We start from the raw sequence: 16130 nt of genomic DNA on the forward strand, positions 1-16130 counted from the left end.
GTGAAATTTTGCCATTGCAACCGACTGCGGCGGCGCAATAGGAAAAGGGCTTGCACTTCAGGGTAGAAATCGATTCGAGCGGCAATCACGATGTGGCAAACTCTTTTGGCGCCGGTCGATCTCTATTGCGAGCGGACCGGGCCGGAATTCTGGTCCGAACCTGTCAATGCGCTGACAAATCTTGTCTTTGTCGCCGCCGGCCTATGGGGCGTGCGCGAGGTGCGAAGGCTGGGCACCGGCACCTTCGCCGAGGTACTGGCCTGGTGGGTGGTGGCGATCGGCATCGGCTCGACGATCTTCCATACCTTTGCCACCAAGGGCACGATCTGGGCCGACGTGCTGCCGATTGCCGGCTTCACGCTGGCCTATACGCTGTTCAATCTGCGCCGCTTCCTCGGCATGCGATGGGGCAAAGCGATTGCCATCTTCGTTATCTTCTACGTGATTGCCGGGGCGATAACCTTCGCCGTGCCGGACTGGCTGCGCCAGGCCTCGAACGGCACGACGGGCTATCTGCCGCCGTTCCTGGCGCTCGCCTTCTTCGGCGCCCTGGTGGCGGCGAGCGGCAATCGCGCCGGCTGGTACAATCTGGCGGGGTCGGCGATCTTCGTCGTGTCCGTCATCTGCCGCATGATCGACCCGCTGGTCTGCGGCAGCTTCCCGCTCGGCACGCACTTCCTCTGGCACATCTTCAACGGGCTGATGCTCGGCGTGCTGCTGGCGGCAGTGGCGCGCTTCGGTGCGCCGAAGGCAGGGCAGTAGGGGAGTACGGCAGTAAGGCAGTAGGGGATAGGTTTTTAGCCTACTGCCCTACTCCCTTACTGCCTTATTCCCTTAAGCTGCCAGATCGCGCAGCACGTATTGCAGAATGCCGCCGTTCTTGAAGTAGTCGAGTTCGTCCAGCGTATCGATGCGGCAGATGATCGGCACGTTCTTCACCGTGCCGTCGCCATAGGTGATTTTGGCGGTCATCGTCTGGCGCGGCTTGATGGTGCTCAGCCCGTCGATCTCGACCAGCTCGTCACCCTTCAGGTTGAGCGAGGCCCAGGACGTGCCGTCCTCGAAGACGAAGGGGATGACGCCCATACCGACCAGGTTCGAGCGGTGGATGCGCTCGAAGGACTGGGCGATGACGGCGCGCACGCCGAGCAGATTGGTGCCCTTGGCCGCCCAGTCGCGCGACGAGCCATTGCCGTATTCGACACCGGCGAAGATGACCAGCGGCACGCCTTCCTTCTTGTATTCCATCGCAGCGTCGTAGATCGATTCCTCTTCCTTCGACGGGTAGTGAATGGTGTAGCCGCCCTCGCGGCCGTTCTCGCCCAGCATGTGGTTGCGGATGCGGATGTTGGCGAAGGTACCGCGCATCATCACCTCGTGATTGCCGCGGCGCGTGCCATACTGGTTGAAGTCGGCGACGCCGACGCCATGGTCGGTGAGGTATTTGCCGGCCGGTGAGGCCGCCTTGATCGAACCCGCCGGCGAGATGTGGTCGGTGGTGATCTTGTCGCCGAACAGGCCAAGCACGCGGGCGCCCTTGATGTCGCCGATCTTGCCGAAACCAGCGGTCATGCCGGCGAAATAGGGCGGGTTCTGCACATAGGTCGAATTGTCGTCCCAGGCATAGGTCTGGCCTTCCGGCGCCTTGACGTTCTGCCAGTATTCGTCGCCCTTGAAGACGTCGGCATATTTGCGGGCGAACAGCTCGCGGGTGACGTTCTTCTCGATGAACTCCTGGATCTCGGCCGAGCTCGGCCAGATATCCTTGAGGTAGACCGGATTGCCGTTCTTGTCCTCGCCGAGCGGCTCGGTGGTGAGGTCCTTGGTGACGGTTCCAGCCAGCGCGTGGGCGACGACCAGCGGCGGCGAGGCGAGATAGTTCGCCTGCACGTCGGGTGAGACGCGGCCTTCGAAGTTGCGGTTGCCGGACAGGACCGCGGCGGCAATCAAGCCCTTTTCGTTGATGGTTTTCGAGATCGGCGCCGGCAGCGGACCGGAATTGCCGATGCAGGTGGTGCAGCCGAAGCCGACCAGGTTGAAGCCGATCTGGTCGAGTTCCTTCTGCAGGCCGGATTTCTCCAGATATTCGGCCACAACCTGGCTGCCTGGCGCAAGCGAGGTCTTGACCCATGGCTTCTGCTTCAAACCGAGGCGGTTGGCGTTGCGCGCCAGGAGGCCGGCACCGATCAGCACGCTCGGGTTCGAGGTGTTGGTGCAGGAGGTGATGGCGGCGATGACGACGTCGCCATGGCCGAGATCGTGGCTGGTGCCTTCGACGGCGTAGCGCTTGTGGATCTCGGCGGCCTTCTTGTATTCGGTCTCCATCGCCTTGGCGAAGCCTTCCGGAATGCCTTCCAGCGCGACGCGGCCTTCAGGCCGCTTGGGGCCGGCCATCGACGGCACGACGGAACCAAGTTCCAGCTCGAGCAGGTCGGTGAACACGGGGTCGGCCGAACCGGTGTCGCGCCACAATCCTTGCGCCTTCGCATAGGCCTCGACCAACGCGATGCGATCCTCGCTGCGGCCGGACATGGTCAGATAGCGGATGGTCTCGCTGTCGACCGGGAAGAAGCCGCAGGTGGCGCCGTATTCGGGCGCCATGTTGCCGATGGTGGCGCGGTCGGCCAGCGTCATGTTGGAGAGGCCCGGTCCGAAGAACTCGACGAACTTGCCGACGACGCCCTTCTTGCGCAGCATCTGGGTGACGGTGAGCACGAGGTCGGTGGCGGTGACGCCTTCCTTCAGTCTGCCGGTGAGGCGGAAGCCGATGACCTCGGGCAAAAGCATGGAGACGGGCTGGCCGAGCATGGCCGCCTCGGCCTCGATGCCGCCGACGCCCCAGCCCAGCACGCCAAGGCCGTTGATCATCGTGGTGTGCGAATCGGTGCCGACGCAGGTGTCGGGATAGGCGGTGGTTTCGCCGTCCTCGGTGTTGGTCCACACAACCTGGCCCAGATACTCGAGGTTGACCTGATGGCAGATGCCGGTGCCGGGCGGCACGACGCGGAAGTTGCGGAACGCCTGCTGGCCCCATTTCAGGAATTTGTAGCGTTCCTCGTTGCGCTCGTATTCGAGCTCGACATTGCGGGCGAAGGCCATCGGCGTGCCGAACTCATCGACGATGACGGAATGGTCGATGACGAGGTCGACGGGCACCAGCGGGTTGATCTTCTGCGGGTCGCCGCCGAGCGAGGCCATGGCGTCGCGCATGGCGGCAAGGTCGACCACGGCCGGAACGCCGGTGAAATCCTGCATCAGCACGCGGGCCGGGCGATAGGCGATCTCGACGCCCGCGGTGCCCTTGTCGGTCAGCCAGCCGGCGACCGCCTGGATCGATTCCTTGGTGACGGAGCGGCCGTCCTCGTTGCGCAGCAGGTTCTCCAGCAGCACCTTCATCGAATAGGGCAGCTGGGCGATGCCGGTGAGGCCGTTCTTCTCGGCCTCGATGAGATCGAAATAGACGTACTCCGTGCCGCTTGCGGTCAGGGTGCGGCGGCAATTGAAACTATCGAGGGATTTTGACACGTGCGATCCTTGTCTGTTCAGCCTGAAAGGGAACGGACGCCGATGGCATGCAATCACGCGCAAAGGTGCGGGTACGGCCATTTCCGCTGTCCGTTCCCAAGCAACCCGAGCCGTTCAAGGCGGCGCGTGCGCTGGTTCGGCGCTAATTCTGTTCCCGCGCCGACCGCTGGCACGGATGCACCGCATATAGAGAATTTTCTGGAATAGTTCTAGACAGTTGCAAAGCAAATTTGTGCGATGCGGCGGCTGCCGCGACAGATGGTTTTCAGGGCAGGCGAGGGATGCGGCTGATCGCCGAAAATCTGGGCGGCGAACGCGGCGGCGACACGGTGTTTTCCGGCATCGGCGTTGCCCTGCAGGACGGTCAGGCGCTGGTCGTCACCGGGCCGAATGGTGCGGGCAAATCGACCTTGCTGAGGGTTATCGCCGGGCTGCTGCCGGTGGTGGAAGGCAGCGTGCGGATCGAAGGTGGCGGCGAGGCGTTTCCGTCGATCGCTTCGGCCTGTCACTATCTTGGTCATCAGAACGCGATGAAGCCGGCGCTCAGCGTTGCGGAAAAACCTGCGCTTCTGGCGCGACTTCAACGGCGATGGAGATATCGGCGTCGAAGAGGCGCTGGAAACGGTCGGCCTGGGCGGCATCGGCCATCTGCCGTTCGGCTATCTCTCGACCGGCCAACGGCGCCGCGCGGCAATCGCCAAGCTTTTGGTCAGCCAGCGGCCGCTGTGGCTGCTGGACGAGCCGACGGCGGGACTGGACAAGGCTTCGGAGGCGCGATTCGCGGGGCTGATGGCGAAGCATTGTGGAGCGGGTGGGATGATCGTCGCGGCAACGCATCTGCCGCTGGGGCTGGATGGGGCGGAGGAGTTGCTGATGGGAGCCTCAACCTCCCCACAAGGGGGAGGGTAAGATGCTAGCGCTCTTCCTGCGCGACATCCGCCTCAACATCCGCGCCGGCGGCGGAGCGCTGACCGGGGTCATCTTCTTCCTCGCCGTCATCGCCACCATCCCTTTCGGGGTCGGGCCGGATCTCAAGCTGCTTGCGCGCATCGGGCCGGCGATCCTGTGGATCGGTGCGTTGCTGTCTTGCCTGCTTGGTCTCGACCGACTGTTCCAGGCCGACCGCGAGGACGGCTCGCTCGATCTGCTGGTACTCGGCAACGACCGCCACATGCTGGCGTTGACGGTGCTGATCAAATGCCTGGCGCATTGGGCGGGCAGCGTGCTGCCGCTGGTTATTGCCGCTCCCTTCCTCGGCCTGTTCATGAACATGGAGCCCCTGGCCATCGGCGCCACGGCGCTGACGCTGCTTGTCGGCACCCCGGCGATCACCTTCATCGGCGCGGCGGGTGCCGCGGTGGCGGTGGCGCTGCCGCGTGGCGGGCTGCTGATCTCGGTGCTCGTGCTGCCGCTCACCATTCCGGTGCTGATCTTCGGCGTTTCGGCGAGCTATGGCGCGACGGCCAATCCCGATCCGTTCCTGCAGCCCCTTCTCATTCTTGCCGCGCTGACCTTGTTTCTTGCTGTGCTGGGCCCGGTCTCGGCGGCCCTGGCGCTGCGCCATGGAACGGATTGAGTGACGTCAGTCGTGGTTTGCGCAACGTCAAAGGCTGCGGCGCGGCGACCGATTGCGAAGCCGATGGCGCGGGGCTAAGGGAAGGCATGTTCGAATTGTGCGAAACGATCGGTTTGGAAAGCGGCACTTTGGCGGGGCCTGCCGCATGAGCGCGCACGCACTCTACGTGACCGCCGCCTATACGATCACCGCCGTGGTGCTGGCCGGGCTGGTCGGCTGGATCCTGCTCGACCAACGGGCGCGCAAGCGGGAACTCGCGGAGCTGGAAGCGTCCGGCGTGCGGCGTCGTTCCGACAAGGGCGCCAAGCCATGAGTACAGAGACGGAAACGCCGACGCCCCGTCGCCGCCTGTTCGTGCTTTTGCCGCTGTTGATCTTCCTCGGCCTGGCCGGACTGTTCCTGGCGCAGCTGTTGTCGGGGCGCGACGTTTCGGAAGTGCCGTCGGCCTTGATCGGCCTGCCGGCGCCGCAGACCAACCTGCCGGCGCTGGAGGGCATCAACCTGCCCGGGCTCGATTCGAAAACGTTTGCCGGCAAGGTCACGTTGGTCAACGTCTTTGCGTCGTGGTGCGCGCCGTGCCGCGAAGAGCATCCGGTGCTGCTGGCGCTGGCGCAGGACAAGCGTTTCGTCATGGCGGCGCTGAACTACAAGGACCAACCGGAAAACGCCCGCCGGTTCCTCGGTGATCTCGGCAATCCGTTCCAGGCGATCGGTGTCGACGAAGCCGGCCGCACGGCAATCGACTGGGGCGTCTACGGCGTGCCGGAGACCTTCGTCGTCGGCAAGGACGGCAAGATCGCCTACAAACATGTCGGCCCGTTGACGGCCGAGGCGGTGCAGACGCTGCTGTTGCCGCAGATCGACAAGGCACTGGCGGCGCATTGATATTCAGGCGATGCCGGCCTGCAAACGGCGGTTTCCTGCGCTTCCGGTGCTCACGTACGAAAAGTACGCTCCGCTCCGGTTCTGGGAAGCCACAGTTTTCGGCTCGGCCTGACCCTGAATCTCAACGCGCCCGAGTGGCGCAAAGTCGATGGATCTTAAGATCAACCGTAGATCTGCTTGTGGACCTGGTAGAGCATTTCTGAGCGGTCGGCGCGCATGTCGGCCAGATCGCGGCTGGTGAAGCTGTCGATTTCGGCGACAAGGCGGTTGTAGTGCTTGCGCTTGGCAATGCTGGCACGAGCGCGGGTCATGAGGCTGTCGATGATCATAGCAAGGTTCCTTTTGGTGCCGCATTTTCGCGGACGTTTCTTCCTCCCTTGATCGATACGAAGCATGACATAGTAATGGTGCGTTGCAAAAAGAAGATGTTGCAATGCACCATTGCGCCCAGCGCATAGCCGGTTAACCGGCCCTTACCGGCAGTTCTGATGAGATGGCATCGCTCCCCGCCTGCCTCGAGACCTCAAGATGCGGTGAAGCACTCATCATCGATCTTGCCAGATCGATCTCCGGCTGGCTTGATCGCGCCTGCAGCGCCACGTCCTTCCGGACGCGCAAGGAACGCTGCAGCACTTCATTTCGCGCAGGATCCGTTCCGAAAATCGGAAGCGATTGTCGGGGTCATGCGCTAGCCTGAACGCCGGGAGGAAAGCATGGCCGCCGCAGATTATTATGAAATTCTCGATCCGCGTTTCGCGCGGCTGTTCAATTCCAACGCGCAAGTGGAAAAGCTGTTCACCGGATGCCAGTGGGCGGAAGGACCCGCCTGGTTCGCCGCCGGCCGCTATGTCGTCTGGTCCGACATCCCCAACAACCGCATGCTGCGCTACGACGAGACCGACGGCAATGTCAGCGTCTTCCGTCAGCCATCCGGCAATTCTAATGGCAATACGGTCGACCGGCAGGGCCGTCTGGTAACCTGCGAGCATTCGGGCCGCCGTGTCAGCCGCACCGAGTTTGACGGCTCGGTCACCACCATCGCCGACAAGTGGCGCGGCAAGCGGCTGAATTCACCCAATGACGCGGTGGTGAAGTCCGATGGCTCGATCTGGTTCACCGATCCGAGCTACGGCATCGACACCGACTATGAGGGCGACAAGGCGAAAAGCGAGATCGGCGCCTGCAATGTCTACCGGGTCGATCCCGGCACGGGTGAGGTCGAAGCCGTCATCACCGACATGGTCAGGCCCAACGGCCTTGCCTTCTCGCTCGACGAGACCAAGCTCTATGTCGTCGACACCGGCCGCACGCATGGCGCGCAAAATCCGGCCCATATGCGGGTGTTCAATGTCGGCAAGGGCGGCAAGAAGGTGTCGGGCGAAAAAGTCTTCGCCGACTGCACGGCCGGCCTGTTCGACGGCTTCAGGCTCGATGAGGACGGCCGCATCTGGACCAGTGCGGCCGACGGCATCCATTGCTATGATCCGGACGGCACGCTGATCGGCAAGGTCAAGGTGCCGGAGGTGACCGCCAATTGCGTGTTCGGTGGCAACAAGCTGAATTGCCTCTACATCGCCGGCACCACTTCGCTCTACATGGTGCGGCTGATGGTCAACGGCGCCAAGACCTATTGAGACTGGTTTCGATTAAGGCGCAGGCGGTTTCTTCAAACGATCGCGAATACGAACATCCTGGGAGGATACAAATGCCATTCGTCAACATCCGCATCGTCAAGGAAGTGATCGCCGCCGATCCGGCGGGCAAGAAGGCGGACATAGCCAAAAGGGTCACGGCGGCCATCATGGACGCCACCGGACTGGGCAACGACGATGTCTGGGTGGTCTTCGAGGAGGTCAATGCCCGCGACTGGTATGTCGGCAAGACCGATGTCGAGACGCTGAGACGGAAGGGCTAATTCCCCGACGCAGGGTGGCGGGACAGCGCCCCCGCCTCTGCCCCTGGAACGACGAAGGCATGTGGCCGCCGCTCAACGCGCGCGGATGAAATCCGCAAAGGCTGAAACGGCGTCGCGCATCACCAGCTGGTTTTCCGGCTCAGCCAGGATGCCCTCGACTTCCGGCGGCTTCTTGCCGAGCAGGGCGATCTCCAGCACATCTTCGCAAAGCGCAAACGACATGGTGCGCATGATCTCGGCCAATGCGGCGCGGGCGAACAGCGAGCGCGGCGAGGCGTGCACCAGCATGGCCGGCTTGGCGACGGCAGCGTCGCGCGACACCAGCCAGTCGAGGGCGTTCTTCAGCCCGCCGGGCACTCCATGGGCATATTCCGGACAGGAGATGATGACGCCATCGGCTTGAGTGACGGCGTCGATCAGCGCGGAGGCTTCTTGCGGCGTCCGCTCGCCCTCATCGTCGGGATTGAAGATCGGCAAGCGGCCAAGCCGGTCATGGACGGTGACGCGGCAGCTGGGCGGGGCGTTGCGCGCCAGTGCCGAGACCAGTGCGGAATTGGTGGAGGCCGCCCGCAGGCTGCCGGAAATGGCTAGGATTTCGATCAAGGGAGAGCGGCCGGATACGGGCGAATCGTGACGGGAAAAGACTACCACAAGGTCTTGCGGTAATCCTGGTCCAGCTCGCGGTCGATGCTGCCGGCAGTCTCCGCCAGCGCCAGCTGGTCGCGCAGGATCTGGCCGAGCGTCGGCAGCGTCGCGCGGTCGTACCAGGTTTCCGGCTTCCACAGATCTGAGCGCATGAAGGCCTTGGCGCAATGCATGTAGGCGGCCTTGACGGTGACCACGACGACGCTTTGCGGTTCCTTGCCGTCGACGGCGAGCCGTTCGCGCAAGGTCGTGTCGACGGTGATACGGGCGTCGCCATTGACGCGCAGCGTCTCGTTCATGCCGGGAATGAGGAAGAGCAGGCCGACCGAGGGATTGAGGAGGATGTTTTCCAGCGTGTCGAGCCGATTGTTGCCGGGCCGGTCTGGAATGGCGATGGTCGTGTCGTCGAGCACGGCGGCGAAACCCGGCCTGTCGCCCTTCGGTGTCACGTCGGCATTGCCGGCGCCGTCGGACGAGCCGATCAGCACGAACGGGCTCTTGCCGATGAAGGAGCGGCAATGGCCGTCGAGCGCCTTCAATTCCTTGCGGATCGAGCCGTCGGTTGGGCGCGGCGTCTTGTAGATCGCCCTCAGCTCATCGCGCGTGGTGACGAATTCCATGCCCTTCTCCCCAGAGCGTTTCATCGTTTCACGAAAACGCAGAACCGCTCTTTCTCTTTGTTTGGCGCAATTCCGGACGGAAAACCGTTTCACACTTTTCCTGGAATTGCTCTATTTCCCGACGTTCTCTTCTTTCCCGGTCTTGTCCTCGAGCGAATGGCGAAGGATCAGTGGCATCTGGCTGAAGGTGAACAGAAGCGTGATCGGCATGATGCCCCAGACCTTGAAGGTAACCCAGGCGTCGGTGGAAAAATTCCGCCACACCACTTCATTGGCAAGGGCCAGGAACAGGAAGAACAGGCCCCAGCGGAAGGTCAGCTTGCGCCAGCCTTCGGCGTCGAGGCTGAAGGCGGAATCGAAGACATAGCCAAGCAGCGACCTGCCGAAGTAGAGGCCGCCGAGCAACACGCCGCCAAACAGCGTGTTGACGATGGTCGGCTTCATCTTGATGAAGATATCGTCCTGCAGATAGAGCGTCAGCGCACCGAAGATGAAGACGACGACGCCCGACACCATCGGCATGATCGGCAAGGTGCGCATCAAAAGCCATGAGGCGATCAGCGCGATTGCCGTGGCGGCCATGAACAGGCCGGTGGCGACGAAGATCGGCCCGCCCAATTCGGCCAGGACGGGGAATTTCCGCACCAGCCATTCGCCGCGCGCATTGGCGAAGAAGAACACCATCAACGGCCCCAGCTCCAGCACCAGCTTGAGCAGCGGATTGACGCCTTCCTTCTTCTCTTTTTGCGGGTCGGACGGATCGCGTTCGAGAATGGGTGGGTTCATGGAATTTCTTTCTTGCGCATGATCTGATCCAAAAAGTCTGCAACTTTTTGGGATATGCTTGTTAAGCCACGCCAGCGATCGCCCTGGCGAATTCGCTGGCTGAAAAAGGTTCGAGGTCGTCGACCTGTTCGCCGACGCCGATGAAATAGACCGGCAGTTTGTGCTTTGCCGCGATCGCCACCAGAATACCGCCACGCGCGGTGCCGTCCAGCTTGGTCATCACCAGGCCGTTGACGCCGGCGACATTGCGGAAGATCTCGACCTGGTTGAGCGCGTTCTGGCCGGTGGTGGCGTCGACCGTCTGCAGCACGGTGTGCGGCGCTTCCGGGTCGAGCTTGCCCAGCACGCGGACGATCTTTTCGAGCTCGGCCATCAGCTCGGTCTTGTTCTGCAGGCGGCCGGCGGTGTCGATGATCAGCACGTCGGAGCCGGCTTCCCTGGCCTTCTCGAAGGCGTCATAGGCGAGGCCCGCGGCATCGGCGCCGATCTTGGAGGCGATGACAGGCGATTTCGTCCGCTCGCCCCAGATCTTCAATTGCTCGATCGCGGCGGCGCGGAAAGTGTCGCCTGCGGCGAGCATCACCGACAGGCCGCCATCGGTCAGTTTTGCCGCCAGCTTGCCGATGGTGGTGGTCTTGCCGGTGCCGTTGACGCCGACCACCAGGATGACATGCGGCTTGTGCGAGAGATCGAGCTCGAGCGGCATGGCGACGTGGGTCAGCACCTTCTCCACCTCGGCCGCCATGATGGCGCGTACTTCCGTGTCGGAGACATCCTTGCCGTAACGGCTGGAAGCCAGCGCATCGGTGACGCGCAGCGCTGTTTCCATGCCAAGGTCGGCGCGGATCAGCACATCTTCCAGGTCCTGCAGGGTCTCTTCGTCGAGCTTGCGCTTGGTGAAGACGCCGGCGATGTTGCCGGTGAGCTCGCGCGACGAACGGGCAAGCCCGTCCCTCATGCGCTGGAACCATGAACGCCTCGGTGCCGGTTCCGGCGCCTTCTGCGGTTCGGCTTTCTGCTCGACCTTTTTGGTGACGGTCACCTTGCCGGGGGCGGGAACAGGTTTTGGTGCAGGTTGCGGGACGGCCTGCGGTTCAGGCGCGGGCTGTACCTCTCCCTCGATGGAGGAGCGGGGCGCCGGCGCAATCTCGATCTCCGGCGCGATCTCGGCGCGCATCGGCTGCTGCTCAATCGGAGCCGGCTGGCGAATGGGCGGCAAGATTTCGGCCGGCGGGATTTCGGGTGCCGGCGTTTCGGCTGGAGCCTCGACCGGCGGCGTCGGCACTTCGACCGGCGCCGGCTCGGGCTGTCTCTCCGGTTGCGGCGGGACGACCTCCGGCCGCTTTGGCTCGGGAATTTCCTGCGGCTTCGGTGCAGGAACCGGCTCAGGCACCACAGGCGGGGGTGGGATTTCCTCGGGCGCAGGCTCCTCGGCGGGCGCTTCCGGTTCAACCGGCTGCGGCTCTTCGACCGGGGCAGGCTCGGGCTGGATTTCAGGTTCGGGCGGAATGATCGGTGTCGGCTCGGGCGCTGGTTCCTCGACCGGCGCCGGCTGCGACGGCACTTCCGGCTCGGCCGGCGGTGTCGGTACAATTTCCGCCTCGGGCTGCGGCTCGTCGCGCTTCAGAAATTCCGGAACAACCTGTTCGGCCGCCGGCCTCAGCGCATCGAGCGCTTCCCATTTGATCGGCGGCAGCGGGGCGGTCTCATCAACGCGCTCCTCGACCACTTCCTTCTTGCCGAACGAAAATATCTTCTTGAAGAAACCAGCCATGCTTTGCGTTTCTCAGGCGGCGCGAGCGGCAAGGGGCGCCGCGATCAGCCGGGCGCCATCGTGGCCGGTGATATCAGCCTCGATGATCTCACCCGGCACGCCCGCGCCGAGTGCGGCAAGCGTAAAACCTTCGGTGCGGCCAAGACCGTCACGCTCGATCAGGATCGACTGACGCGTTCCGGGAAGCGACGACAGATGGCGCCGGTACGCAGCTTCGCCGGCAGCGCGCAACCGGGCGGCGCGCTGCTTGACCACCTCGCGGCGGACCTGCGGCATGCGCGCGGCGGGCGTGCCCTCGCGTGGGCTGAACGGAAAGACATGCAGATGCGTCAGCCCGCATTCCTCGACGATTTTTTCCGAGTTTTCGAACATGTCATCTGTTTCGGTCGGGAAGCCGGCAATGATGTCGGCGCCGAAGACGATGCCGGGGCGCAGCTTGCGCACATCCTCGCAGAAGCGGATCGACTGATCGCGCAGATGCCGGCGTTTCATGCGCTTCAGGATCATGTCGTCGCCCGACTGCAGCGACAGGTGCAGATGCGGCATCAGCCGTGGTTCGGTGGCGATGGCATCGAGCAGATCGTCGTCGGCCTCGATCGAATCGATCGACGACAGCCGCAGGCGCTTCACGTCGGGCACCTGCTTGAGAATGGTTTTAACAAGCTTGCCAAGCTTGGGGGCGCCCGGCAGGTCGGCGCCAAAACTGGTCATGTCGACGCCGGTCAGCACGATCTCGGCATAGCCATTGCCGGCAAGCCGCTTGACCTGCTCGACCACGGCGCCCATCGGCACCGAGCGCGAATTGCCGCGTCCGTAGGGGATGATGCAGAAGGTGCAGCGGTGATCGCAGCCGTTCTGCACCTGGACGAAGGCGCGGGCCCGGCCCTCGATGGCGTCGACCATGTGGCCGGCGGTCTCGCGCACCGAAAAGATGTCGTTGACGCGTACCTTCTCGGTGTCGTTGACGCCGAAATCCGGCAGCGCGCGATAGGAATTCGCCTTCAGCTTCTCCTCATTGCCAAGCACGAGATCGACCTCGTCCATGGCGGCGAAATTCTGCGGCTCGGTCTGCGCGGCGCAGCCGGTGACGATGATGCGCGCTTCAGGGTTGTCGCGGCGGGCCTTGCGGATCGCTTGCCTGGCCTGGCGCACGGCTTCGCCGGTGACGGCGCAGGTGTTAAAGATCACGGCGCCGCCTTCCAGCGCGCTGAGGCCCGCGCTTTCCGCCTCGCGCCGCATCACCTCGGATTCATAGGTGTTCAGCCGGCAGCCGAAGGTGACGACATCGATACCCTTGGAGAGGGGCGCCATCAGGCCGCGCTTTCGGTGTCGCGGGCCCAGGTGCCGGTCGACGGATCGAAGCTGCCGGAAAATTCCCATTCGGCGGCACCGGTGAGGATGACGTGGTCGTCGCCGCGCCATTCGACATGCAGCGAGCCGCCGCCGGGGGTCACCAGGCTGACGCTGCGGCCAGTCCGGTTGGTGCGGGCCGCGGCGACCACCGATGCGCATGCGGCCGAGCCGCAGGCCTTGGTCAGGCCGGCGCCGCGCTCCCAGGTGCGGATGACCATGGTGTCGGGCGAAGTAACCTGGGCAATGGTGATGTTGGCGCGCTCGGGAAACATCGGGTGGTTTTCGAGCAGCGGACCGAAGCGGTCGAGCTCATAGGACCAGACGTCGCGGTCGACCCAGAAGATGGCGTGCGGGTTGCCCATCGAGACGGCCGAGGGCGAGTGCAGCACCGGCGCGTCGATCGGGCCGATCTGCAGCTCGATCATGCGGGTGTCGTGGAATTCTTCGGCCAGCGGGATGTCCTGCCAGCCGAAACGCGGCGTGCCCATGTCGACCGAGATCGACCCGTCGGCATGTTCGCGTGCGTTGAGGATGCCGGCGACGGTCTCGAAGGTGAAGGTCTTCTGGCCGGTCTCGGCGGCGAGCGCCTGGACGACGCAGCGCATGCCGTTGCCGCAGGCCTGTGCCTTGGAGCCGTCGGAATTCAAGATGTCGATGAAAAAGGCGGTGCCCGGCGTCCTGGCGTCGTGGATCGCCATGATCTGGTCGAACCTGGTCGCGGCATCGGCGTTGAGCGCGATTGCCGCTGCCGCCGTCACCCGATCGGCACGGCTACGCATGTCGGCAACGATGATCTCGTTGCCGATGCCGTTCATCTTGGCGAAAGGGGCAGTGCTGGCCATCGCTCCGCGAATTCCGTGTCCGTTTGGCGCTATATGGCGGAAACGGGCGGGAATTACCAGTGCGCAGGCGGCTCTCACGTCACAGCGAAGATGCCGAGCACCACCAGCAGGAAGATGACCAGGACGATGCCGATGAGGATGCGCGCGCCGGTGGCGGCGGCTCCGGCCAGCGCCGGCATGCCGAGCAGGCTCGCCGCCGCAGCGACGATGATCCATTTGATCATGGAGAGGCTCCCAGCCAAATTGCGTTGGGGAAGCAACGCGTTTCAGCAATTTGGGTTCCTTGGTGGGCGCCCGGCTAGATGGCTGGCACGTCCCAGACCTCGCCGGGCCGCAAGGCGCGAAAGCGTTCCTGCGGCAGGCCCTCCGCCGCCAGCGCCTCAGTCAATTTCCGGGCCGGCTCGTCGATCGGTTCGTCGGTGAGCTGGAAGGTGCCCCAGTGACAGCCGGCGGCATAGGCGGCCTTGCACAGTCTCATGCCCTGCACGGCTTCCTCCGGGTTCTGATGCTGCGGCGCCATGAACCAGCGCGGCTCATAGGCGCCGATCGGCAGGATGGCGAAACGGAAGCCACCATGCTTTTCAGCCATCAGCCGGTAGTTGATGCCATCGTGGAAGCCGGTGTCTCCGGCGAAATAGACCTTGCCACCTGGCGTTTCGATAACGAAGCCGGCCCACAGCGCCATCCGCCGGTCGCGGGCGCCGCGCGCCGACCAGTGGTGCACCGGCTCGACATGGACGGCGACGCCGTTGCCGATCTCGACCCTGTCGCCCCAGTCATGCGCCGACAGCCGCATCCCAGGAACCGCGTCGGCAATCAGGACATCGTTGCCGAGCGGGGTGATCACCAGCGGGGCATGGCTGGCCTTCAACCGCTTCAGCGTGGCGAAGTCGAGATGGTCGTAATGGTTGTGGCTGACCAGAACGAGGTCGATCGGCGGCAGGTCGGCGAAGGCGATGCCCGGCGGGGTGATCCGTTTCGGCCCGGCAAAAGAAAGCGGCGAAGCACGCGGCGCCCAGACCGGATCGGTGAGGATGTTCAGGCCGACCGTCTGGATCAGCAAGGTGGAATGACCGACCATGGTCACGTTCAGCGCGGCGCCCCCGACCCGTGTCGCCGGTTTTGCCTGCGGAAAGGGGCTTGGGGTGGTCGACGGCCATTTCGAGCGCTTGCCGCTCAACTGCCACTTCAGCAGGTCGGCGAAACGGCCAGGTGGCTGGCCGTCGGGATTGAAGAACAAGGTGCCGTCGAAATGATCGCTGGGCGGGCCATTGTAGTAGGGATTGGCAGCTCTCTTTCTCGCGGCCAATTTTGCGGCTCCGGCAGGTTTCGGTTTCCAAGAGATAGGACCAATGCCGGTCGGCGCAAGCATTTGGAAGACCGCAAGCGCGGCTTCCGGCTTGCCGAGTGCCAGGAGCAACACGGTGTTGACCGGATCCCGGCGAGCCGGGCGACAGGCGGCCAGCGCCGTTGTGATTGCGACAAATTTGCAACAGATCTTGCTGCAAACCGTATTTTAACCATATCGGGTTGAAATTTCGCCACCTTCTCCATCTTGGTGGGGGTGAGATTGCGCGGACGGCGTCCCCCAGCCGGATCCGACGGAGGTTGGAATGATTTTTTCGAAAAGTGGCCTGGTGGCCGTATCGCTGGCGGCGCTCGTTGCGAGTGGCTGTTCGACCTCACGCTTCTCGTCGATGGATGACCAGCAGCCGGCGCCGTTGCAGCCGGCCCCGGCAGGCCAGGTGACCGCCAATCAGCTGCCGCCGCCGGCAGCCCCGGGCGCCACCGACCCGTCGCAATTCCCGACCGCACCGGCCAATTCGCAGGTTGCGTCCTTGCCGCCGGACGGCTCGGCACCCGCCGGTGCCGCGGATCTGACCGCGGCCGCCGTCGCCGGTGTCTGGAACGCCAGCGTTTCCGGCCAGACCTGCAAGGTGGCGACGCCGCAGACCAAGTTCGGCGCCGGCTTCCGCGCCGGACCGCTGCACTGCCCGGCGCCGATCGACGGCATCAAGTCGTGGAACGTCGCCGGCAAGCAGCTGACGCTCTATGACGAGAATGGCGGCACGCTGGCGCGGCTCTATTCCTCGGGCGGCTCGAAATTCGATGGCCAGACTTCCAACGGCCAGGCGATTTCGCTTACAAGATAGGCTGACCTGCCCCTCATTTGTTTTTTACGCAATTCCGGATGGAAAACCGCTACACA

At 63.9% G+C, this 16130-nt stretch carries 17 protein-coding genes and 1 pseudogene; 8 read left to right on the forward strand and 10 right to left on the reverse strand.

Annotated elements, in window-relative coordinates:
* Window positions 1–90: 90 nt before the first annotated feature.
* Window positions 91–762 (forward strand): ceramidase domain-containing protein, encoded by a 672-nt coding sequence (locus ACFSOZ_RS05485; RefSeq protein WP_379094487.1) that lies wholly within the window; start codon window positions 91–93, stop codon window positions 760–762.
* A gap of 72 nt (window positions 763–834) precedes the next feature.
* Here ACFSOZ_RS05485 and acnA read toward each other — a convergent pair whose 3' ends face one another.
* The gene (gene acnA / locus ACFSOZ_RS05490; protein ID WP_379094489.1) at window positions 835–3525 is read right to left on the reverse strand and encodes an aconitate hydratase AcnA; all 2691 of its coding nucleotides are present in this window, start codon (window positions 3523–3525) and stop codon (window positions 835–837) included.
* Window positions 3526–3806: 281 nt separating this feature from the next.
* Here acnA and ccmA point away from each other — a divergent pair.
* From ccmA to ACFSOZ_RS05510, 4 genes and pseudogenes are all read left to right on the forward strand, one after another.
* A pseudogene (gene ccmA, locus ACFSOZ_RS05495) lies at window positions 3807–4434 on the forward strand (heme ABC exporter ATP-binding protein CcmA).
* Window position 4435: 1 nt separating this feature from the next.
* Window positions 4436–5101: a heme exporter protein CcmB gene (gene ccmB / locus ACFSOZ_RS05500; RefSeq protein ID WP_379094491.1), complete on the forward strand. Its 666-nt coding sequence runs from the start codon at window positions 4436–4438 to the stop codon at window positions 5099–5101.
* A 145-nt stretch (window positions 5102–5246) separates the two neighbouring features.
* Window positions 5247–5414 (forward strand): heme exporter protein CcmD, encoded by a 168-nt coding sequence (gene ccmD / locus ACFSOZ_RS05505; protein WP_095083995.1) that lies wholly within the window; start codon window positions 5247–5249, stop codon window positions 5412–5414.
* Complete coding sequence (locus ACFSOZ_RS05510; RefSeq protein ID WP_379094493.1) at window positions 5411–5986, forward strand: DsbE family thiol:disulfide interchange protein; 576 nt, start codon at window positions 5411–5413, stop codon at window positions 5984–5986. Before ccmD ends, ACFSOZ_RS05510 begins: the two co-directional genes overlap by 4 nt.
* A 161-nt stretch (window positions 5987–6147) precedes the next feature.
* On the opposite strand, the gene ACFSOZ_RS05515 is transcribed toward ACFSOZ_RS05510, so the two are convergent.
* Window positions 6148–6315, reverse strand: coding sequence for a hypothetical protein (locus ACFSOZ_RS05515; protein ID WP_379094494.1), 168 nt, complete (start codon window positions 6313–6315; stop codon window positions 6148–6150).
* Window positions 6316–6699: 384 nt separating this feature from the next.
* On the opposite strand from ACFSOZ_RS05515, the gene ACFSOZ_RS05520 reads away from it, so the two are divergent.
* Window positions 6700–7620 (forward strand): SMP-30/gluconolactonase/LRE family protein, encoded by a 921-nt coding sequence (locus ACFSOZ_RS05520; RefSeq protein ID WP_379094496.1) that lies wholly within the window; start codon window positions 6700–6702, stop codon window positions 7618–7620.
* 71 nt (window positions 7621–7691) lie between these two features.
* Window positions 7692–7901, forward strand: coding sequence for a tautomerase family protein (locus ACFSOZ_RS05525; RefSeq protein WP_379094498.1), 210 nt, complete (start codon window positions 7692–7694; stop codon window positions 7899–7901).
* A 72-nt stretch (window positions 7902–7973) separates the two neighbouring features.
* Here the strand turns inward: ACFSOZ_RS05525 and ACFSOZ_RS05530 are convergent, their stop codons facing one another.
* The 8 genes from ACFSOZ_RS05530 to ACFSOZ_RS05565 form a co-directional block, all read right to left on the reverse strand.
* Window positions 7974–8504: an NADPH-dependent FMN reductase gene (locus ACFSOZ_RS05530; protein ID WP_379094500.1), complete on the reverse strand. Its 531-nt coding sequence runs from the start codon at window positions 8502–8504 to the stop codon at window positions 7974–7976.
* Between the two features lie 41 nt (window positions 8505–8545).
* Complete coding sequence (locus tag ACFSOZ_RS05535) at window positions 8546–9166, reverse strand: pyridoxamine 5'-phosphate oxidase family protein (RefSeq protein WP_379094502.1); 621 nt, start codon at window positions 9164–9166, stop codon at window positions 8546–8548.
* A gap of 111 nt (window positions 9167–9277) precedes the next feature.
* Window positions 9278–9952: a septation protein A gene (locus ACFSOZ_RS05540; RefSeq protein WP_379094504.1), complete on the reverse strand. Its 675-nt coding sequence runs from the start codon at window positions 9950–9952 to the stop codon at window positions 9278–9280.
* Window positions 9953–10013: 61 nt separating this feature from the next.
* Entirely contained in the window at window positions 10014–11726 is a 1713-nt protein-coding gene (gene ftsY / locus ACFSOZ_RS05545) for a signal recognition particle-docking protein FtsY (protein WP_379094506.1), read from the reverse strand.
* Window positions 11727–11738: 12 nt separating this feature from the next.
* On the reverse strand, window positions 11739–13037 hold the full coding sequence (gene mtaB / locus ACFSOZ_RS05550) for a tRNA (N(6)-L-threonylcarbamoyladenosine(37)-C(2))-methylthiotransferase MtaB (RefSeq protein ID WP_379094508.1): 1299 nt from the start codon (window positions 13035–13037) through the stop codon (window positions 11739–11741).
* Window positions 13037–13921 carry a diaminopimelate epimerase gene (gene dapF, locus ACFSOZ_RS05555; protein ID WP_379094510.1) on the reverse strand — a complete coding sequence of 295 codons (885 nt, stop codon included), beginning with the start codon at window positions 13919–13921 and terminating at the stop codon, window positions 13037–13039. Before dapF ends, mtaB begins: the two co-directional genes overlap by 1 nt.
* Before the next feature lie 74 nt (window positions 13922–13995).
* On the reverse strand, window positions 13996–14145 hold the full coding sequence (locus ACFSOZ_RS05560) for a DUF1328 domain-containing protein (RefSeq protein WP_379094512.1): 150 nt from the start codon (window positions 14143–14145) through the stop codon (window positions 13996–13998).
* 74 nt (window positions 14146–14219) lie between these two features.
* Window positions 14220–15230 carry an MBL fold metallo-hydrolase gene (locus ACFSOZ_RS05565; RefSeq protein WP_379094514.1) on the reverse strand — a complete coding sequence of 337 codons (1011 nt, stop codon included), beginning with the start codon at window positions 15228–15230 and terminating at the stop codon, window positions 14220–14222.
* Between the two features lie 304 nt (window positions 15231–15534).
* Here ACFSOZ_RS05565 and ACFSOZ_RS05570 point away from each other — a divergent pair, with 304 nt between their 5' ends.
* On the forward strand, window positions 15535–16074 hold the full coding sequence (locus ACFSOZ_RS05570) for an AprI/Inh family metalloprotease inhibitor (RefSeq protein ID WP_379094516.1): 540 nt from the start codon (window positions 15535–15537) through the stop codon (window positions 16072–16074).
* Window positions 16075–16130: the final 56 nt, after the last annotated feature.

It is taken from the genome of Mesorhizobium newzealandense (assembly GCF_042682145.1).
GTDB classification, from domain to species: domain Bacteria; phylum Pseudomonadota; class Alphaproteobacteria; order Rhizobiales; family Rhizobiaceae; genus Mesorhizobium; species Mesorhizobium newzealandense.